Source organism: Nonomuraea sp. C10, assembly GCF_008017515.1.
Taxonomy (GTDB): Bacteria; Actinomycetota; Actinomycetes; order Streptosporangiales; family Streptosporangiaceae; genus Nonomuraea; species Nonomuraea ferruginea.
The window spans coordinates 1,201,044-1,220,000 of the sequence record NZ_VPFF01000001.1; the positions used below are offsets into that span (position 1 = coordinate 1,201,044).

The 18,957-nt window shown below is 69.0% G+C and carries 20 protein-coding genes, 2 tRNA genes and 1 riboswitch (1 of these 23 cut by a window edge); of the genes, 12 read left to right on the forward strand and 10 right to left on the reverse strand.

The window, feature by feature from the left end; all coding sequences use genetic code 11:
* Together FR742_RS05660 and FR742_RS05665 are read left to right on the forward strand one after the other, a co-directional pair.
* Entirely contained in the window at positions 1–1,257 is a 1,257-nt protein-coding gene (locus tag FR742_RS05660; protein ID WP_222708847.1) for a sensor histidine kinase, read from the forward strand.
* Positions 1,254–1,898, forward strand: a complete 645-nt coding sequence (locus FR742_RS05665) for a response regulator transcription factor (protein ID WP_148029951.1) — start codon at positions 1,254–1,256, stop codon at positions 1,896–1,898. The genes FR742_RS05660 and FR742_RS05665 overlap by 4 nt, the downstream gene beginning before the upstream one ends.
* 17 nt (positions 1,899–1,915) lie before the next feature.
* On the opposite strand, the gene FR742_RS05670 is transcribed toward FR742_RS05665, so the two are convergent.
* The 3 genes from FR742_RS05670 to FR742_RS05680 all read right to left on the reverse strand — a co-directional run bounded on the left by FR742_RS05670 (position 1,916) and on the right by FR742_RS05680 (position 4,952).
* Entirely contained in the window at positions 1,916–2,878 is a 963-nt protein-coding gene (locus tag FR742_RS05670; protein WP_148029952.1) for a hypothetical protein, read from the reverse strand.
* A gap of 5 nt (positions 2,879–2,883) precedes the next feature.
* Positions 2,884–3,023, reverse strand: a riboswitch (cyclic di-AMP (ydaO/yuaA leader).
* A 70-nt stretch (positions 3,024–3,093) separates the two neighbouring features.
* A complete protein-coding gene (gene galT, locus FR742_RS05675) occupies positions 3,094–4,176 on the reverse strand; it encodes a galactose-1-phosphate uridylyltransferase (protein ID WP_148029953.1) in 1,083 nt (360 codons plus the stop codon).
* Complete coding sequence (locus tag FR742_RS05680; RefSeq protein ID WP_148029954.1) at positions 4,173–4,952, reverse strand: DeoR/GlpR family DNA-binding transcription regulator; 780 nt, start codon at positions 4,950–4,952, stop codon at positions 4,173–4,175. Before FR742_RS05680 ends, galT begins: the two co-directional genes overlap by 4 nt.
* A 142-nt stretch (positions 4,953–5,094) precedes the next feature.
* On the opposite strand from FR742_RS05680, the gene FR742_RS46490 reads away from it, so the two are divergent.
* A complete protein-coding gene (locus FR742_RS46490; protein WP_371252575.1) occupies positions 5,095–5,172 on the forward strand; it encodes a 50S ribosomal protein bL37 in 78 nt (25 codons plus the stop codon).
* Positions 5,173–5,211: 39 nt separating this feature from the next.
* Here the strand turns inward: FR742_RS46490 and FR742_RS05685 are convergent, their stop codons facing one another.
* From FR742_RS05685 to FR742_RS05700, 5 genes are all read right to left on the reverse strand, one after another.
* Positions 5,212–6,522, reverse strand: a complete 1,311-nt coding sequence (locus FR742_RS05685; protein WP_148029955.1) for a TrpB-like pyridoxal phosphate-dependent enzyme — start codon at positions 6,520–6,522, stop codon at positions 5,212–5,214.
* A 41-nt stretch (positions 6,523–6,563) separates the two neighbouring features.
* Positions 6,564–7,454: an LLM class flavin-dependent oxidoreductase gene (locus tag FR742_RS05690; protein ID WP_148029956.1), complete on the reverse strand. Its 891-nt coding sequence runs from the start codon at positions 7,452–7,454 to the stop codon at positions 6,564–6,566.
* A 9-nt stretch (positions 7,455–7,463) separates the two neighbouring features.
* Positions 7,464–8,096: a uridine kinase gene (locus FR742_RS05695; protein WP_148029957.1), complete on the reverse strand. Its 633-nt coding sequence runs from the start codon at positions 8,094–8,096 to the stop codon at positions 7,464–7,466.
* A gap of 89 nt (positions 8,097–8,185) precedes the next feature.
* Complete coding sequence (locus tag FR742_RS44335; protein WP_187281011.1) at positions 8,186–8,341, reverse strand: hypothetical protein; 156 nt, start codon at positions 8,339–8,341, stop codon at positions 8,186–8,188.
* A gap of 103 nt (positions 8,342–8,444) precedes the next feature.
* Positions 8,445–8,518: transfer RNA gene (locus FR742_RS05700), tRNA-Gly, on the reverse strand.
* A gap of 90 nt (positions 8,519–8,608) precedes the next feature.
* Between FR742_RS05700 and FR742_RS05705 the strand changes: the two genes are divergently transcribed.
* A tRNA-Pro gene (locus FR742_RS05705) sits at positions 8,609–8,685 on the forward strand.
* 54 nt (positions 8,686–8,739) lie between these two features.
* Here FR742_RS05705 and FR742_RS05710 read toward each other — a convergent pair.
* Positions 8,740–9,141 (reverse strand): tyrosine-type recombinase/integrase, encoded by a 402-nt coding sequence (locus FR742_RS05710; protein WP_315970594.1) that lies wholly within the window; start codon positions 9,139–9,141, stop codon positions 8,740–8,742.
* Positions 9,142–9,266: 125 nt separating this feature from the next.
* Between FR742_RS05710 and FR742_RS05715 the strand changes: the two genes are divergently transcribed.
* Entirely contained in the window at positions 9,267–9,968 is a 702-nt protein-coding gene (locus FR742_RS05715; RefSeq protein ID WP_148029959.1) for a hypothetical protein, read from the forward strand.
* A gap of 253 nt (positions 9,969–10,221) precedes the next feature.
* A complete protein-coding gene (locus FR742_RS44340) occupies positions 10,222–10,374 on the forward strand; it encodes a hypothetical protein (RefSeq protein ID WP_187281012.1) in 153 nt (50 codons plus the stop codon).
* Between the two features lie 10 nt (positions 10,375–10,384).
* Here FR742_RS44340 and FR742_RS05720 read toward each other — a convergent pair whose 3' ends face one another.
* On the reverse strand, positions 10,385–10,861 hold the full coding sequence (locus tag FR742_RS05720) for an ATP-binding protein (RefSeq protein ID WP_148029960.1): 477 nt from the start codon (positions 10,859–10,861) through the stop codon (positions 10,385–10,387).
* Between the two features lie 233 nt (positions 10,862–11,094).
* Here FR742_RS05720 and FR742_RS05725 point away from each other — a divergent pair, with 233 nt between their 5' ends.
* From FR742_RS05725 to FR742_RS05750, 6 genes are all read left to right on the forward strand, one after another.
* Positions 11,095–11,961: a helix-turn-helix transcriptional regulator gene (locus tag FR742_RS05725; RefSeq protein ID WP_148029961.1), complete on the forward strand. Its 867-nt coding sequence runs from the start codon at positions 11,095–11,097 to the stop codon at positions 11,959–11,961.
* Positions 11,962–12,110: 149 nt separating this feature from the next.
* The gene (gene tig / locus FR742_RS05730; RefSeq protein WP_148029962.1) at positions 12,111–13,493 is read left to right on the forward strand and encodes a trigger factor; all 1,383 of its coding nucleotides are present in this window, start codon (positions 12,111–12,113) and stop codon (positions 13,491–13,493) included.
* A gap of 183 nt (positions 13,494–13,676) precedes the next feature.
* Positions 13,677–14,309: a ClpP family protease gene (locus FR742_RS05735; protein WP_148029963.1), complete on the forward strand. Its 633-nt coding sequence runs from the start codon at positions 13,677–13,679 to the stop codon at positions 14,307–14,309.
* 9 nt (positions 14,310–14,318) lie between these two features.
* Entirely contained in the window at positions 14,319–14,942 is a 624-nt protein-coding gene (locus tag FR742_RS05740; protein ID WP_148029964.1) for an ATP-dependent Clp protease proteolytic subunit, read from the forward strand.
* A 176-nt stretch (positions 14,943–15,118) separates the two neighbouring features.
* Positions 15,119–16,402 (forward strand): ATP-dependent Clp protease ATP-binding subunit ClpX, encoded by a 1,284-nt coding sequence (gene clpX / locus FR742_RS05745; RefSeq protein ID WP_148029965.1) that lies wholly within the window; start codon positions 15,119–15,121, stop codon positions 16,400–16,402.
* A 70-nt stretch (positions 16,403–16,472) separates the two neighbouring features.
* Positions 16,473–18,957: the 5' portion of a valine--tRNA ligase gene (locus FR742_RS05750; RefSeq protein ID WP_148029966.1), read on the forward strand. It continues 89 nt past the right edge of the window; the window shows 2,485 of its 2,574 coding nt (coding positions 1–2,485); it begins with the start codon at positions 16,473–16,475; its stop codon lies beyond the right edge, outside the window.

Here is an 18,957-nt window from a genome sequence, read left to right on the forward strand (position 1 = left end):
TTGAAGACTTCGCCACAGCCGCCGTTCCTTCTGGTCAACGTGGTGCCCTACGCGCTGCTGGCGCTCCTCGTCGCGATCCTGCTGGTCGTGGAGGACTGGACGGGCTCCTTGCTCGTCGACCTCGGCCTGTGCGCCCTGGCCGCCGCGTGGATGCTCGGCATGTTCACCCTGCGTCCCGGCTGGTGGGGCCGGCCACGGACCATGGGGGTGTTCGTCGCGGGGCTGCTCGTGATCACCGCGGTCCTGGTGATCCGTCATCCCCTCTTCGGGCTCTTCACCCCCGCCGCCTACATCTACTCCTTCACGGTCCTGCGCTGGCCGTGGCGACTGCTGGGGGTGGCCGCCACCGCGGTCCTGGCCGGTACGGCGCAGGCGTCCAACATCCCCACGACCGACGTCCTCGGCCTGACGCTGGCCGTGATCGTCATCGCCTTCAACATCGCCATGATGTGCGCCTGCGCCTGGGGCCTGTGGCTCGCCGAGAAGGAGGAGGAGCGGCGCGAGCAGACCCTCGGAGAGCTGAGCCGGACGAACCGGCTGCTGGAGGCGTCGCTCGCCGAGAACGCCGGCCTGCACGCCCAGCTGCTCGCCCAGGCGAGGGAGGCGGGCGTGCTCGACGAGCGCCGGCGGATGGCCCGCGAGATCCATGACACCCTGGCGCAGGGGCTCACCGGCATCATCGCGCAGCTCCAGGCGGCCGAGCAGATGCACGAGGTCCCGGCGCCGTGGCGCCGGCCCTTCGACGCCGTCAAGAACCTGGCGAGGGAGAGCCTGGCCGAGGCGCGGCGCTCGGTCGACGCGCTCCGGCCCGAGCCGCTGCGGACCGCGCGCCTGAGCGACGCCCTCGCCGACGTCGCCGGCCGGTGGTCGAGGCTGCACGGGCTCGCCGTTCAGGTCACGACGACCGGCACGGCGCTGCCGATGACACCGGAGGCCGAGTTCGCGCTGCTGCGCACGGCCCAGGAGGCACTGGCCAACGTGGCCAAGCACGCGCACGCCACCAGGGTCGGCGTGACCCTGTCCTACCTGGACCACGAGGTCGCGCTGGACGTACGTGACGACGGCAGGGGCTTCGACCCCGCGGGTCTCGACACGGACGGCGGGTCACCGCCGCCCCGCGGCGGCGGATTCGGCCTGACCATCATGCGTCAGCGCGTCGAAGGACTGTCCGGCACGCTGCGGATCGAGTCCGAGCCCGGAGCCGGCACCGGGATCTCGGCCTGCGTCCCCACCCTGCCGGCCGGGAGCCACGCATGACCGATCACGCGGCCACGGTCCGGTTGTTGATCGCGGACGACCATCCCGTCGTCAGGGACGGGCTGAGCAGCATGTTCGCCTCCGCGCCGGGATTCGAGGTGCTGGGCGAAGCGGCGGACGGCGCCGCGGCCGTACGGCTCGCCCAGGAGCTCCGGCCCGACGTGATCCTGATGGACCTGCGCATGCCGGGCATGGACGGGTTGACCGCGATCAACGAGCTGACCAGGCTGGGCGTCACCGCGCGCGTGCTGGTCCTGACGACCTACGACACCGACACCCATGTCCTCCCGGCGATCGAGGCGGGGGCGACCGGCTACCTGCTCAAGGACTCTCCCCGGGAGGAGTTGCTGCGAGGCGCGCGGGCCGCCGCCAAGGGCGAGAGCGTGCTGTCCCCCTCGGTGGCGGCACGGCTGATGAACCGGGTCAGGACCCCCGCGCCGCAACTGCTCAGCCGTCGTGAGCTCGAGGTCCTCGAACTCGTGGCGGCCGGGAACACCAACCGTGAGGCGGCCGCCCGGCTGTTCATCACCGAGGCCACGGTCAAGAGTCACCTTCTGAACATCTACGCCAAGCTGGGCGTGGGGGACCGCGCCGCCGCCGTCACCGAGGCGTTCCACCGAGGGCTGCTCGTCCCGCGATGACGCTGGAGATCCCCTTCTCAGTGCATCGAGATGTGCACGTGGTCGAAGTGGTTCTCGGTGATGCTGCCCCGGTCGGACATGCCGCTCCAGCCCGAGCCGTGGTTGATCCGCTGCTTCCAGATCACGTACTTCACGCCCAGCTTGCCGCGGTTCTGCACGGCCCATTCGGCGATGCGGTCGCCGAGGGCCGTGTTGGTCCCTGACGGCATCGAGCCGCCGGTGCTCATCATGAAGTCGCAGGCCCGGCCCAGCGGATGCTCGCCGCTCGACCCGGAGCGGAAGCAGCCCACGCTGAACGGCAGGGCGAAGTTCTTCGCGATCTCGGTCTTCATCAGCCGGGTGCGGGGCGTGATGTTGTCGGCGCCCGACGGGAGCTGCGGCGCCCAGGTGCCGTCGGAACGGCGGCCGGTGGCGATCGGCACCAGATCTTCCAGCTTCTTCTCGATGTCCTTGATGACGCCCTCGGCCTCCTCGCGCTGGCCGGCCACCTCGGCGGCGTCGGACTCGATCTCCTTGGTCAGCGCCGTGGCCTCGTCGGCCGCCTTCTTCGTCTCGTCGCGGGCCTCGGCCACCTTGTCGACCAGCGCCTGCTGCTCGGCCGTGAGCTGCGCCAGCAGGGCGGCGTTGCGGCCGTCGGGCAACTGGATCAGGCTCGGCAGCTGCATGCCACCGCTCTGGTACTGCAGCAGGGCCAGCTCGGCGACCCGGTCCTCGGCGGAGCTCAGGGTCTGCTCGGCGGTGGCCAGCCGTTTGTCGGCCTCCTCCGCCGCCTTGCGGGCCTCGGCCAGCTCGACGCGCTTGAGGTTGTAGCGCTCGATCAGCTTGTCGACCTTGGCGTTGAGCTGCTTCAGCTCCTTGCGGAGCTGCTGCTCGCCGGGCTTGGGGTCCGCCGCCGCGGACGTGGTCAGGGCCGGGGTGAAAAGCACCGCCGCGGCGGTGACGAAACCGATGGCAAGGTGCGCGGGGGACGCTGCCGCCACGTGATGGGTCCTCTCCCTCTGCCGGCCGGGTTAGCTGACGGGTTCGGGTACGGGAGCGCTCCCTACCACCGAAGTGGATTCACCCCAAGTGCAATTGGGTCCCCGGCTCCTGGGCACCTCGCCCAGGATTAGGCATGTTCACACGGCGCTTTACGGTCGTGCTGGAAGGGATAGTAGTGGTAGATCACAAGTAATGCGAGTCAAACGGAAATCTCTTAGTGATCTACCTGTGATCGAAGCATGCGTGCGGCTTCTTCGGGGAGCACGTCGTTGACGAACGCGCCCATGGCCGACTCGGATCCTGCCAGATACTTCAGCTTGCCCGGGGCCCGCCTGATGGAGAACAGCTCCAGGTGCAGGTAGCCCAGCTCGCGGTCCTGCCGGACCGGCGCCTGGTGCCAGGCCGAGATGTACGGCATCGGCACCCCGAACAGCCCGTCCAGGGCGCGCAGCACCGAGGTGTAGAGCGGGGCGAACGCGGACCGCTCGGCCTCCGACAGCGCCGCCAGGTCGGGCACCTGCCGGTGCGGGTAGAGGTGCACCTCGAACGGCCAGCGCGCGGCCGCCGGCACGAACGCCGTCCACAGCTCGTTGGCCGCCACCACCCGGACCCCGGCCTCCCGCTCGGCGGCCAGCACGTCCGCGTACAGGTTGCGGCCCTGTCGCCGCTCCGCGTACCGCCGGGCCGCCCCGAGCTGCAGCTTGGTGCGCGGCGTCACGTACGGGTACGCGTAGATCTGCCCGTGCGGGTGGAAGAGCGTGATGCCGATCTCCTCGCCCCGGTTCTCGAAGCAGAAGACCTGCTCGACGCCCTCCAGCGCGGACAGCTCGGCCGTACGGTCGGCCCAGGCCTCCATGACCAGCTCCACCCGGTCGTCGGAGAGCCGGGAGAAGGACGAGTCGTGCGTCGAGGTGAAGCACACCACCTCGCACCGCCCCATGCCCGGCCGGACCTCGCTCAGCCCTCCGACATCCTGATATGTCCCGAGATTGCCGGAGAAGGAGGGGAAGCGGTTCTCGAACACGACCACGTCGTAGTCGTACGCCGGGATCTCCGACGCCCGCGTGTCGGACGACGGGCACAGCGGGCACTCGTCGGGCGGCGGCAGGAACGTCCGGGTCTGCCGGTGGCCCGCCATCGCGATCCACTCCTCGGTCAGCGGGTCGTAGCGCAGCTCCGACGCCACCGGCCGCGGGTCCAGCGGCCGCCGGTCGATCGCGCTGCGGTCGGCGCCGTCGCTCCGGTCGAAGTAGATGAGCTCCCGGCCGTCGGCCAGCTCGGTGATGGTGCGCTTCACGCCGCCCCCTCTGCGATGATCAACTCTCCGGCCCTGTCGGCCAGCTCCCTGCGTGCCTCCTCGGGCAGCCCCGCGTCGCTGATGACCACGTCGGCCTCCGTCAGCTCGGCGATGGTGCTGATGCCGACCGTGTTCCACTTGGTGTGGTCGGCCGGCACCACGAGCCGGTGCGCGGCGCTGACCAGCTCACGGTCGGTCTCGGACTCCAGCAGGTTGGGAGTGGTGAACCCGGCGCGCAGGCTCATCCCGTGCACCCCGAGGAAGAGCGTGTCGACGTGCAGGCGGCGGATCGCGGCCACCGCGACCGGGCCGACGAGCGCGTCGGAGGGGGTGCGCACGCCGCCGGTGAGCACGACCGTGCGGTCGGCGCGGGCGTTGCGGTGGAAGACGTCGGCCACCGGGATCGAGTTGGTGATCACGGTGAGCTCGGGCACGCCGATCAGATGGTGGGCCAGCGCCCAGGTGGTGGTGCCGGCGGACAGGGCGACCGCGGTGCCGGGGCGCACGAGCTGGGCCGCGCGGCGCGCGATGGCCTCCTTCTCCTGCTGCTGCCTGGCCGACTTGGCGGTGAAGCCGGGCTCCTCGGTGGAGCCGGGACCGACCGCGGTGGCGCCGCCGTGGACCTTCTCCAGCAGCCCCCGGTCGGCGAGCACCTCCAGGTCCCGGCGGATGGTCATGTCGGAGACGCCGAGCTCGCGCACGAGGTCGGCCACCCGGACACCGCCCTTGCTGCGCACGCGTTCGAGGATCGCCTGCTGGCGCTGCTGTGCGAGCACGCCCCCGCTCCTTCCAACAGATTCCACCAAATTATGACACGAATATGTTGGGGAATGTTAGGTAACCCCAGGCCTTGCCGGGAAGCCGGTGAAGAGGGACGTTGGGTCGGATCCCGTACCCCGACCACCGGGAGGTGACCATATGGCCAGGCGCGCACGCAAAGGCAAGGCACGCAAGAAGAAGAAGGCCAACCACGGCAAGCGCCCCACCGCGCGCTGACGGACACCGCCGCCCGCCCGGCGGGCGGCGGGTCCTCGTTCACGCCGGCAGCCCGCTCAGCGCCTCGTCGATGCGCTCCTGCGGCAGCGCGAAGTCCTCCATCTCGCCCGACAGGTAGCGCTCGTAGGCGGCCAGGTCGAAGTGGCCGTGCCCGCACAGCGCGGTCAGGATCATCTTCTCCTCCCCGCTCTCCTTGCAGCGCAGCGCCTCCGCGATGGTCTCGGCCAGCGCGTGCGTCGGCTCCGGCGCGGGCAGGATGCCCTCCGTCCTGGCGAAGCGCACCCCCGCCTCGAAACACTCCCTCTGCGAGCGGGTGACCGCCTCGAACATCCCCAGCTCGTACATGTGCGACAGCAGCGGCGACATGCCGTGGTAGCGCAGCCCGCCCGCGTGGATGGGGTCGGGCACGAAGTCGTGGCCCAGCGTGTGCATCTTCATCAGCGGGGTCAGGCCCGCCGTGTCGCCGAAGTCGTACGCGTAGCGGCCGCGCGTGAACGACGGGCACGCCTCCGGCTCGACGGCCCGGATGACCGGGTCGATCTTCCCGGCCAGCTTCTCGCGCAGGAACGGGAAGACCAGGCCGCCGAAGTTCGACCCGCCGCCGGTGCAGCCGACGATGACGTCCGGCATCTCCTCCAGCTGCCCCAGCGCCTCCTCGCCGATCACCGTCTGGTGCATGAGCACGTGGTTGAGCACCGACCCGAGCGCGTACCGGGTGTCGTCGGCCGACGCGGCGACCTCGACCGCCTCGCTGATCGCGATGCCCAGGCTGCCGGGGGAGCCGGGGTACTCGGCCAGCACCTTGCTGCCGGCCTGCGTCACGGGCGACGGGCTGGCGTGCACGCTCGCCCCGTACACGCGCATCAGCGCCGAACGGTACGGCTTCTGGTCGTAGGAGGCCCGCACCATCCAGATCTCGCAGTCGAGGCCGAACTGGGCGCAGGCGAAGGCCAGCGAGCTGCCCCACTGCCCGGCGCCCGTCTCGGTGGTGAGCCTGCGCACGCCCTCCTGGGCGTTGTAGAACGCCTGCGGGACGGCCGTGTTCGGCTTGTGCGAGCCGGCCGGGGAGACGCCCTCGTACTTGTAGTAGATGCGCGCCGGCGTGCCCAGCGACTTCTCCAGGTTGCGGGCCCGCATGAGCGGGGTCGGCCGCCACAGCCGGTAGACGTCGAGCACTTCCTGGGGAATGGGCACGAACCGCTCCTGGCCGACCTCCTGACGGATGAGCTCCATCGGGAACAGCGGCGCCAGGTCATCGGGACCGATCGGCTGCCTGGTCGCCGGGTGCAGCGGCGGAGGAGGCGGGACGGGCAGATCGGGAACGATGTTGTACCAGTTGCTGGGGATCATCGTCCCAGTCTGCTCCCGCCGCCGGTCACGATCCAGTCCCGTCAGGCGCGTCGCTCCGCGTCGACCTGGCGGCGCACCTCCGGCACGACCTCCTCGGCGAACCTGGTCAGCTGCTCCCGCTGGTCGCCCTCCGGCCACAGGATGAACGTGTCCATCCCGTAGGCCACCGCCAGGTCGGTCAGCTCGTCCACCCACTGCCCGGCCGGGCCCTTGAGGAAGCCCTCGCTCGGGCCTCCGGTGATGGTGCCGTTGACGTTGTAGAGCCTGCGCACGTCCCGCGGCCGGCGATCCGCCTTCTCCGCGGCCTCGTCGATGCGCGCCTGCAGCTCGGGCAGCCGCTCCGGCGGCGCCCACGACGAGGACGGCAGCCACCCGTCGGCGGCCCTGCCGGTGAGCGCGAGCGCCCGCGGCCCGCCGACGCCGAGCCAGATCTCCATCGGGTGCGCGGGCTCAGGCCCCGCCTGGGCGCCGCTGAGCCGGTAGTGCTCGCCGTCGAACCGCCGGTTGCGCTCGCCGCTCCAGATCGCCCTGACGACCGCGACGGCCTCCTCCAGCGCGCCGATCGCCTGCCCGGGCGTGCGCCGCGCTCCTCCGTACGCCTCGATCGCGTCCCAGAACGCCCCGGCGCCCAGCCCGAGCTCCACCCGGCCGCCGCTGAGCAGGTCGAGGCTGGCCGCCGCCTTGGCGAGCACGGCCGGCTGCCGCATCGGCAGGCTGGCCACGTCAGGGAACACCCGCACCCGCTCGGTGGCCGTGGCGATCACGCTCAGCAGCGTCCAGGTCTCCACGTAGCGCCGCTGGTACGGGTGATCCTGCACGCCGATCAGGTCCAGCCCCAGTCCGTCGGCCAGCCGCGCGTACTCGACCAGCGGATCATCGGCATAGGGCACCAGGAAGTAGCCGAACTCCAGCGGACGTCCATAATCAGCCATAACCGTCACCTACCCGTTCACGGCCCGGATCGCCAGCCGATCCGGATGGTCCGCCCGTACCACCACATCCGCGGCCTCCTGCGGCCGCACCTCGCGCTCGTACCGCTCGTACGCCGGCAACCGCCACCGCTCCTCCGCGGGCGTGCGGCGCTCCAGCGCGCCCCGGGACAGCCACACGTGCACGGCCAGCTCGACCGGCAGCCCCCGGCCCAGCAGCAGCGTGCCGTCGAGCAGCAGCACCCCGCCGGGCGGCAGCGTCCGGTACGGCACGCGGTAGGCGCGGTCGGCCCCGCTGTCCCACAGCGCGGGCAGCACCCTCCCCGACCGCCCCGGCCCCAGCGGCTCCAGCACCTCGCGCAGCAGCGCCCCGGTGTCGAGCCACTCGTCGTAGAACACGTCCGGATCCGTGCGCCCGAACTCCAGCCGCAGCGACGCGGGCCGCAGGAAGTCGTCCGCGGACACCCGCAGCACCTCCCGCCCGCGCACCCGCAACGGCCCCGCGAGCCGATCGGCCAGCTCACCCGGCCCGGCCGCCGGCGCCCCGTCGACCACCACCCGCACCCACGCCTCGCGCGGCCACCCCGCGACCCTGTCGGCGAGCTCCTCGGCCAGCCCCTCGGCCGAGATCGGTCGTACACCCATCACCCGAGCCTACGAGCCGCCCGCTCCAGGACGGCGGGCCTCACCGAGTGCCTTGTGATAGATCGCACTGGCTTCACCCCGGCCACTGACTACCCGGAGTCTTCGCGATCGTCCGAGAGCCGGGTGTCCCCGCCGGGGGCGCTTCCGCAGAACAGCTTCCAGAGATGGATGCTCATCACGACGAACAGGGCGACTCCGCCGAGCATGATGACGAGGGCGCAGAGCGCGTACGGATGGAAGATCACGGGGCCTCCTGCCGTCGTGCTGATCATAGGCGACCCGAGGTTCCATCAGACAACAGCAAGGCCCAGGCGGCGGGATCGTCTCCCTGGCCTGGGCCTTCGTAGGTGGAGCGGACGACGGGAATCGAACCCGCGTAGCTAGTTTGGAAGACTAGGGCTCTACCATTGAGCTACGTCCGCGCGAACCGGTCGAAGTCTGGTCTAGACTGCATCCGGTCGTCAGGGCGTAAGCGTACCGGAGTCCCGGAGCGCGTGCGTACCCCGGCGCCACGGGGCGTGGCGCAGCTTGGCAGCGCGCTTGCTTTGGGAGCAAGAAGTCGCAGGTTCAAATCCTGTCGCCCCGACCAGCTCAAAGGTCCCTCCCGATCCGGGTGGGGCCTTCTGCTTGTCTATCTGCTTGTCTATGACGCCCGGAGCGTCCCAAAGATGCGATCCATGGCCACGGCCCCGGACTGAACGACGGGACGGATCTGCTTCCGGTAGACGGCCCCGGTCGTCGCCGTGCTGCTGTGGCCCACGAGCCGGGAGATCTCTTCCAGAGGTAGCCCGTTGTCCGAGAGCAGGGACACGAAGCTGTGCCGCAACTCCCGGGGAGTCCAGTCTTCGGTGCCAGTGTGCCTCGCTACATGGTTGATCACGGTCCTCCTGCGATGGAAGGTCGGCTGGCGGTGCTGGTGTAGCGAAGACAATCGCTGAGCGCTCATGGAAACGAAGATCACATGGCGGAGAGCCGGCGCGGCGGTGGGCTCCTGTGTGATCCAGGAGAGGACCGAGGGGTGTCTCAGCTGTCTCCGCTGTCCCACCCCCCATGTTGACCTGCACAGACGTGGGCGATGATGAGGGATAAATGGGATGAAGGTTGTCCCCGATGTCCCTCGATGAAGGCCCAGCTCTTGATGACCCTGGTCGTGAACGGCAAGATCACGCCGTGACTGACCACAAGCAGGTGGCCGACGCCTTGAGGAACACCACCTGGATCACCTGGTGCACGGGCGTGACCCTGGCCGATGTCCTCGCCCTCTACGGCGGGAGCCATCACCTGGTGACGGCCGCCACGCTCAGCGAGGCCCATAAGGACGCGCACTTCTATCTCGATGAGGACATACCGCTGCTCCTCGCCGGTGCGCTCGGCCATGGCGTCGTCCTTCTGGAGCCAGGGCTGCCCTTCGTGTGGACCGACGAACGGGTTCGCCTCTCTCAGGCAGGTGTGTGCCTGGACGTCGGCTGGAGTGACTTCGGTCCGCCCTTCGTCACGTACAGGGAGAAGGGGCAGGTCGTGGTGAGCTTCGAGGGCACCGGGTGGGAGTACGACGCCACGCCCGACCAGGAGACGGTGGAGCGATGGATGAGCACCACCCCCGGCGGGCTGGAGGCGTGGCGGGCCAATTACGGCATAGCGTCGCTGAGGACGGCGGAGGCCATCATGGGCGCGCCCATGGATGAGCAGTGGCTGGCGCGAGAACACACCTGCATAACGCGTAGAAGGACTGACTCGGAGCGGCCTCGTCCACGCTCGGTGAGCCTGGGAGAGCTGCTGAAACATGTTGCAGCGCCTCTCCCGTGCGAAGCACGGCCTGAATCGGCGGGCGAAGCTCCAAACAGCCCTGGTAGCGGTCCCTCTCCTGCTTGAGGCTCTGCTTGACGATCGCAGTGAATGATCTCGAACGCAGGCGTACGTCAGCGGACGTCGCCAGCCCGTTGAACTGGCCTTTCACCCTCAAGGCGGGTGTTCGAGGTGGTTTGGGAGCAAGAAGTCGCAGGTTCGAATCCTGTCGCCCCGACCAGCGTGAAAGCCGCTTCCCGAGACCGGGAGCAGCCTCCCGGGTGACCGGTGGAGCGGTGCGGGGGGTCGCATGGTTCGCCCGGTGCGGCACAATGCCCCTGTGATACGCACTTCCTCCTTGGCCGCCGGCGCGGCCGCGGTGTTCGTGGTGACCGCCTTCGTCGTGGAAGGGCGAGGGCTGGTGGCGTTCCTCTGCGTGATGGCGCTGCTCTGCCTGGGCGCGTGGTTCTTCCTGGACCGCCGCGGCTCCTAGGGCCGGTCTGTCAGGGGCCGGCGTGGAAGAGCGCCCAGACGGCCTTGCCGCCGCGCCTCAGCGGGTCCCAGCCCCAGCACTGGCTGTACGTCTCCACGATGTAGAGCCCGCGGCCGTTCTCCGAGATGAAGTCGGGCTCCTTGCGCCGCGGCACGTCGTCGCTGGGGTCGGCGACCGCCAGCAGCACGTGCGGCGCCACCCTCATCAGCAGCAGGGTGATCTCGTTGCTGCCGTGCGCGTACATGCCGTACCTGACGGCGTTCGTGACGAGCTCGGAGACCACGAGGGCGGCGTCGTCGCCCAGCTCGGACAGGCCCCAGCGGGCGAGGGTGGAGCGGGTGACGTCTCTGGCCGTCTTGACCGAGTCGGCCTGGAACGGGAGGGGGCACGCGGTGGTGTACGGCTTGGCCGACGTGAGCAACTGGTCGAACCCCACTTCACGGGTGATCTGGAGGCAGTCGGCAGTGGCCAGAGGATCCTCCACCATCCCGCCGTTACCTCCCAGTTGCCATCGGCTTAGTGCATGTTTGGCCCAAAATGCACTAAGCCATCATGGGTCACGACCGGGCGTCGCTGCAAGACCCGAATGCACGTGCATTCGCAAGGTGCAGCAGCATGGTCGATGTACCGGAACATATCCGAATCGGACACCGAGCTGAGACCTTGTCATACCCGGCGATGTGGTGTCACTGTGTGGTGCGGACCTTGATAGGAGGCAAAGTGACGCAGAACCAGCCGGGTTCCGGCCCTACGGCGCTGCGCATCCTTCTGGGCTCCCAACTCCGCAAGCTCAGGGAGAGCAAGGGCGTCACCCGCGAGGAGGCGGGGCACCTCATCAGAGGCTCCGAATCCAAGATCAGCCGCATGGAGCTCGGCCGGGTCGGCTTCAAGGAGCGCGACGTCGCCGACCTGCTGACGCTGTACGGGGTGACCGACGACCAGGCGCGCGGCGCCGTGCTCGACCTGGTGGCCACGGCCAACGAGCCGGGCTGGTGGCACCGCTTCAACGACATCCTCCCCACCTGGTTCCAGGCGTACGTCGGCCTCGAAGAGGCGGCCGCCCGGATCAGGACGTACGAGGTCCAGTTCGTCCCCGGCCTCCTCCAGACCAAGGAGTACGCGCGCGCGGTCGTCACCGCCGGTTCCGCCGGGCTCAGCCCCGACGAGATCTCCCGGCGCGTCGACCTCCGGCTGGAACGTCAGCGGCTGTTCGACAAGCCCGACGGCCCGGTGTTCTGGGCGGTCATCGACGAGGCGGCGCTGCGCCGGCCCATCGGCGGCGCCGAGGTCATGCGCGCCCAGATCGAGCATCTGATCGATCTGATGCGCCAGCCGAGCATCACGATTCAGGTCATGCCGTTCAGCTTCGGCGGTCACAGCGCGGAGGGCGGCGCGTTCGCCATCTTGCGCTTCCCGGACAACGACCTGCCCGACGTCATCTACGTCGAGCAGCTCGCCGGCGCCCTCTACCTGGACAAGCGTGAGGACGTCGATCGTTACACCGAGGTCATGGAACGGTTGTGCGCCGTCAGCACCACGCCTGACGAGACTGTGGAGCTGCTGCGCGCCATCGCGGATGAGTTCTGAGAGCTGCTGGGTCTGCCCTAGACTGACCGTGGCGCTTGGATGCCGCCGTTGCGGAGCATGCCCAGCACCGATTACGTGGGCGCGGCGCGCGAGCCGTACCGAATGGACGCGCCTGCGAACACTCGAAGCTTGATCAAGGAGACCACCCCGTGAAGACCGCTGTCGAGGAGCTCAGCCCGACCCGGGTGAAGCTCACTGTCGAGGTGCCGTTCGACGAGCTGCGCCCGAGCATGGATGCGGCGTACAAGAAGGTCGCGCAGCAGGTGCGGGTCCCCGGGTTCCGCCCTGGCAAGGTCCCGGCGCGCATCATCGAGCAGCGCTTCGGCCGGGCGGTCGTCCTGGAGGAGACCCTCAACGAAGCGGTGCCCAAGCTCTACGGCCAGGCCGTCGACGAGGTCGACGTGTTCCCGGTCAGCCAGCCGGACATCGAGGTCACGAAGATCGAGGACGGTGAGCAGATCGAGTTCACCGCCGAGGTCGACATCCGTCCCAACTTCGACGTCCCCGACTACCAGGGCGTCGAGATCACCGTCGACTCCGCCGAGGTCGCCGACTCCGACGTCGACGAGCAGCTCGACGCGCTCCGCCAGCGTTTCGCCACGCTGACCGGCGTCGAGCGCCCGGCCGCCGTCGGCGACTACGTCGTCATGGACCTGCGGGCCGAGATCGACGGCGAGAACATCGAGGAGCAGCAGGCCAGCGAGGTCTCCTACGAGGTGGGCGCCGGTTCCGTGCTCCAGGGCCTCGACGACGCCCTCGTGGGCATGTCCGCCGACGAGGAGAAGAGCTTCCGCACCGAGCTCGTCGGCGGTGAGAACGCCGGCCAGGAGGCCGACGTCATCATCAACGTCAAGTCGGTCAAGGAGAAGGTGCTTCCGGAGCTCGACGACGAGTTCGCGCAGCTCGCCAGCGAGTTCGACACGCTCGACGAGCTCAAGGGCAGCATCCGCGAGCAGGTCCGCCGCACCAAGCTCATCGACCAGGTGGTGCAGGCCCGCGACAAGGCGCTCGACACGCTCCTGGAGAAGATCGACGTCCCGATCCCCGAGAGCGCGCTCAAGGCCGAGATCGACGCCCGCAAGCACAACCTCGAGCACCAGATCGCCGAGAGCGGCCTGAGCCGCGACGCCTACTTCCGGCTCTACCAGACGACCGAGGAGGAGCGCTTCGCCGAGTTCGAGACCGCCTCGGCCCGCGCCATCAAGGTCGGCTTCGTGCTCGACAAGATCGTCAAGGCGGAGGAGCTCGGCGTCTCCGAGCAGGAGCTCACCAACTTCGTGGTCCGCCGCGCCATGGAGATGGGCGTCCAGCCCAACCAGCTGGCCCAGCACCTCGCCGACAACGACCAGCTGACGCTGGCCATGGTCGAGATCGTCCGCGACAAGGCCAAGGCCGTGCTCGGCGATGCCGCCAAAGTCGTCGACAGCGAGGGCGGCGAGGTCGACCTCAAGGCCATCTACACCGAGATCAACGGCGAAGAGGCCTCCGAGGAGCCGGCTGAGGAGTCCGAGGAGCAGAAGGCCGAGGCGTAGCCACGCACACGCCCGTCCGGAGCCTCCGGCCGGCCCGATGTCGCGGGCGGGCCGGAGGCTCCGTGCGTTCCCGGCGGCATGCGCCGTCAGCGAACACCCCGTGGACCGGGCATGACCTGTGGGCGGCGCGCGTTAGGGTCACAAGCAAAGCCCATCGATTACGACGCATCGGAAGGTGAAGCTGTGAGCAGCCCGCCGACCTTCTTCCAGCCTGAGTCGCGAGGCCGTGAAAACGGCTCGGCCTTCCGGCTTGAGGATCAGCTTTACCAGCGCCTGCTGCGCGAGCGCATCATCGTGCTCGGTCAGGAGGTCAACGACGAGATCGCCAACCGGATCTGCGCCGAGCTGCTGCTCCTGGCCGCTGACGATCCGGAGCGCGACATCACTCTCTACATCAACTCGCCGGGCGGCTCTGTCAGCGCCGGCATGGCGATCTATGACATGATGGAATACGTGCCCAACGACGTCTCCACGGTCGTCATGGGCATGGCCGCCTCGATGGGGCAGTTCCTGCTGTCGGCGGGCGCCAGGGGCAAGCGCTACTCGCTGCCGCACGCGCGGGTCATGATGCACCAGCCGTCCGGCGGCATCGGCGGCACGGCCGCCGACATCGCCATCCAGGCCGAGCAGATGCTCTACGTGAAGAAGATGCTGGCCGAGCGGATCGCCGCCCACACCGGGCAGCCGCTCGAGGTCATCGAGCGCGACTCCGATCGCGACCGCTGGTTCACGGCCGACGAGGCCAAGGACTACGGCTTCATCGACCACGTCGTGCGCAGCGCTCGGCAGGTGCCCTCGCAGGGCCCCGTCTCCTAGGGGGAGCAAGTGAACATCCAGAGCCGTTACGTTCTCCCCTCCTTCGTCGAACGCACGTCCTACGGCGTGAAGGAGATGAACCCGTACAACAAGCTCTTCGAGGACCGCATCATCTTCCTCGGAGTGCAGATCGACGACGCGTCGGCCAACGACGTCATGGCCCAGCTGCTGACGCTGGAGTCGCTCGATCCCGACCGTGACATCAGCATCTACATCAACTCGCCCGGCGGGTCCTTCACCGCCATGACGGCGATCTACGACACGATGCAGTTCGTCCGGCCGGAAATCCAGACCGTCTGCCTCGGCCAGGCCGCCTCCGCCGCGGCTGTGCTGCTGGCCGGCGGCACGCCGGGCAAGCGGTTCGCGCTGCCCAACGCCCGGATGCTGATCCACCAGCCGTCCACCGAGGGCGGCGGCCAGGGCAGTGACATCGAGATCCAGGCCAGGGAGATCCTCCGCATGCGCTCGCTCCTCGAGGAGATCGTGGCGCGGCATGCCGGACGGTCCGCCGCCGAGGTCCGAAAGGACATCGAACGCGACAAAATTCTCAACGCCGATGAGGCGAAGGCGTATGGTCTGATCGATGACATAATCCCGTCAAGGAAGAAGCGAGCTCAGCCCGTAGCTTCCTAGACGAGACGTGAGGCACCGGAGCGCTGCCCAAGAGGGCACGTTCCGGTGCGACTCGCCGCTAGGGGGCTCACTGAGGGCCCAGAAGACGGTAACGTCGAAACCTGAGCGGTTCGGACCGGGTCCGGAGGATACGGATCGCGGAGAGCAGGGCGGTCCCACGCAAAGGAGTATCTGGGGTGGCACGCATCGGCGACGGGGGAGACCTGCTGAAGTGCTCGTTCTGTGGAAAGAGCCAGAAGCAAGTCAAGAAGCTCATCGCCGGTCCAGGCGTCTACATCTGCGATGAGTGCATCGATCTCTGCAACGAGATCATCGAGGAGGAGCTCTCCGAGTCCTCCGAGCTCAAGTGGGACAACCTGCCCAAGCCGAGGGAGATCTACGAGTTCCTCGACGCCTACGTCATCGGTCAGGACAAGGCGAAGAAGGCGCTCTCGGTGGCGGTCTACAACCACTACAAGCGGGTGCAGTCCGGCGACCGGGGCAGAGACGACGGCCTTGAGCTGGCCAAGAGCAACATCTTGCTGCTCGGACCGACAGGCTCGGGCAAGACGCTGCTCGCGCAGACCCTGGCGAAGATGCTCAACGTGCCCTTCGCCATCGCCGACGCGACGGCCCTCACCGAGGCCGGCTACGTCGGCGAGGATGTCGAGAACATCCTTCTGAAGCTCATCCAGGCCGCCGACTACGACGTCAAGAAGGCCGAGACCGGCATCATCTACATCGACGAGGTCGACAAGATCGCCCGCAAGAGCGAAAACCCGTCGATAACGCGTGACGTCTCCGGCGAGGGCGTGCAGCAGGCGCTGCTGAAGATCCTCGAAGGCACGACGGCCTCGGTGCCGCCGCAGGGCGGCCGTAAGCACCCGCACCAGGAGTTCATCCAGATCGACACCACCAACGTGCTGTTCATCTGCGGTGGCGCGTTCGCCGGCCTCGAAAAGATCATCGAGTCGCGGGTCGGCCAGAAGGGCATCGGCTTCAACGCCATCATCCGGTCGAAGGAAGAGGCCGACACGGCCGACATCTTCGCCGACGTGATGCCCGAGGACCTGCTGAAGTTCGGCATGATCCCCGAGTTCGTCGGGCGCCTGCCGGTCATCACCTCGGTCCACAACCTCGACCGCGAGGCCCTCATCCAGATCCTCACCGAGCCGCGCAACGCGCTGGTCAAGCAGTACCGCAAGCTGCTCGAACTCGACGGGGTGGAGCTGGAGTTCACCGACGGCGCCCTGGAGGCCATCGCCGACCAGGCCATCCTGCGCGGCACCGGCGCCCGCGGGCTGCGCGCGATCCTGGAGGAGGTGCTCCAGTCCGTCATGTACGAGGTGCCCTCCAGGCAGGACGTCGCCCGGGTCGTCATCACCCGCGAGTCCGTGCTCGAACACGCGATCCCGACCCTCGTACCCCGCGACCAGCTCGCCGCCAAGCAGCAACGCACTCCACGAGAGAAGTCGGCCTGAGCCTCCCAAGCAAGGCCAGCGCCCCGTGGACACCCTCCATGGGGCGTTTCCCTTTCCCGTCTCCCTAGAATTGGTCACCGTGACAACGCCAGAGCTGCCCACCCAGTACACCCCGGCCGACGTCGAGACCCGCAGCTACGAGCGGTGGGTAACCGAAGGCTACTTCCACGCCGACCCGGGCAGCTCGCGCACGCCTTACAGCATCGTCCTGCCGCCGCCCAACGTCACCGGCTCGCTCCACATCGGCCACGCGCTCGACCACTCGGTCCAGGACGCGCTGACCCGCCGCGCCCGGATGCGCGGCCACGAGACGCTCTGGCTGCCCGGCATGGACCACGCCGGCATCGCCACCCAGAACGTCGTCGAGCGTGAGCTCGCCAAGCAGGGCATGTCGCGCCACGACCTGGGCCGCGAGGCGTTCGTCGAGCGGGTCTGGGAGTGGAAGGAAGAGTCCGGCGGCAAGATCCTCGGCCAGATGCGCAAGCTCGGCGACGGCGTCGACTGGTCGCGCGAGCGCTTCACCATGGACGAGGGCCTGTCGCGGGCCGTCCTCACCATGTTCAAGAAGCTGTACGACGACGGGCTGGTCTACCGCGCCGAGCGCATCATCAACTGGTGCCCGCGCTGCCTGACGGCGCTGTCCGACATCGAGGTGGAGCACAGCGAGGACGACGGCGAGCTGGTCTCGATCCGCTACTCCGACGAGATCGTGGTGGCCACCACCCGGGCCGAGACGATGCTCGGCGACACCGCCGTGGCCGTCCACCCGTCCGACGAGCGCTACGCGCACCTCGTCGGCACGACCGTCGAGCTGCCGCTGACCGGCCGCCGCATCCCCGTCGTGGCCGACGAGCACGTCGACCCCGAGTTCGGCACCGGCGCGGTCAAGGTGACCCCCGCCCACGACCCCAACGACTTCGAGATCGGCCGCCGCCACTCGCTGCCGTCCATGACCGTCATGGACGAGCGCGGCGTCATCACCGCCCACGGCCCGTTCCAGGGCCTCGACCGGTTCGAGGCGCGCCCGGCCGTGGTCGCCGCGCTGCGCGCCGAGGGCCGCATCGTCGAGGAGAAGCGCCCGTACGTCCACTCGGTCGGCCACTGCTCGCGCTGCAAGACCGTGGTCGAGCCGAGGCTGTCGCTGCAGTGGTTCGTCAACGTGGGCCCGCTGGCCAAGGAGGCCGGCGACGCGGTGCGTGACGGTCGCACCAGCATCCACCCGCCGGAGATGGCCAAGCGCTACTTCGACTGGGTCGACGACATGCACGACTGGTGCATCTCCCGCCAGCTCTGGTGGGGCCACCGCATCCCGGTCTGGTACGGCCCCAACGGCGAGGTCGTCTGCGTCGGCCCCGACGAGACGCCGCCCGAGGGCTACATCCAGGATCCTGACGTCCTCGACACCTGGTTCTCCTCCGGGCTGTGGCCGTTCTCCACCCTGGGCTGGCCCGAGCGCACCCCCGAGCTGGAGCGCTTCTACCCGACCTCCGTCCTGGTGACGGGCTACGACATCCTGTTCTTCTGGGTCGCCCGGATGATGATGTTCGGCCTGTACGCGATGGACGGCGAGCCGCCGTTCCGCGTCGTCGCCCTGCACGGCATGGTGCGCGACCAGTACGGCAAGAAGATGTCGAAGTCGTTCGGCAACGTCGTCGACCCGCTCGACTGGATCGAGCGCTTCGGCGCCGACGCCACCCGCTTCACGCTCCTGCGCGGCGCCAACCCCGGCGCCGACGTGGCGATCAGCGAGGAATGGGCGGCCGGCTCGCGCAACTTCTGCAACAAAATCTGGAATGCGACCCGCTTCGCGCTGATGAACGGCGCGGCCGTGGGCCCGCTCGACGACGCCGAGCTCACCGCGGCGGACCGGTGGATCCTCTCCCGGCTGCAGAGCGTCATCACGGCGGCCGACGCCGCCCTGGAGGACTACGAGTTCGCCAAGGCCTCCGAGCTGCTCTACCACTTCGCCTGGGACGAGGTCTGCGACTGGTACCTGGAGTTGGCCAAGATCCAGCTCGGTGAGGGCCTCGACCACACCCGGCTGGTGCTCGGCCAGGTGCTCGACGCGCTGCTGCGGCTGCTCCATCCGCTGGTGCCGTTCGTCTCCGAGGAGCTGTGGCGGGCCTTGACCGGCGCCGAGTCCATCGTCGTCGCCCCCTGGCCCCAGGCCGACCCCCGCTACGCCGATCCGCGGGCGGAGGCGGAGGTCGCCGCCCTCCAGGAGGTCGTCACGGAGGTCCGCAGGTTCCGCTCCGACCAGGGTCTCAAGCCCGGCCAGAAGGTGGCCGCCAGGCTGGGGCTGGCCGGCAGCGCCGTGGAGCGGCAGGAGGCGGCGATCCGCTCGCTGCTCCGCCTCACCGAGCCGGCTGAGACGTTCTCGGCGACGGCCCGGCTGACCGTGGGCGGCGTGACCGTGGAGATCGACACCGCCGGCGCCATCGACGTGGCCGCCGAGCGCAAGCGCCTGGAGAAGGACCTCGCGGTCGCGCGCAAAGAGGCTGCTCAGGCGGCCGCCAAGCTGGGCAACGAGCAATTCATGGCCAAGGCGCCCGACG

Excerpts from the sequence above, each read along its gene's own strand:
- FR742_RS05665 (WP_148029951.1), top strand. The coding sequence starts at position 1,254 with ATGACCGATCACGCGGCCACGGTCCGGTTGTTGATCGCGGACGACCAT.
- FR742_RS05695 (WP_148029957.1), bottom strand. The coding sequence starts at position 8,096 with ATGGGTGTACGACCGATCTCGGCCGAGGGGCTGGCCGAGGAGCTCGCC.
- FR742_RS05690 (WP_148029956.1), bottom strand. The coding sequence starts at position 7,454 with ATGGCTGATTATGGACGTCCGCTGGAGTTCGGCTACTTCCTGGTGCCC.
- FR742_RS05720 (WP_148029960.1), bottom strand. The coding sequence starts at position 10,861 with ATGGTGGAGGATCCTCTGGCCACTGCCGACTGCCTCCAGATCACCCGT.
- FR742_RS05685 (WP_148029955.1), bottom strand. The coding sequence starts at position 6,522 with ATGATCCCCAGCAACTGGTACAACATCGTTCCCGATCTGCCCGTCCCG.
- FR742_RS46490 (WP_371252575.1), top strand. The coding sequence starts at position 5,095 with ATGGCCAGGCGCGCACGCAAAGGCAAGGCACGCAAGAAGAAGAAGGCC.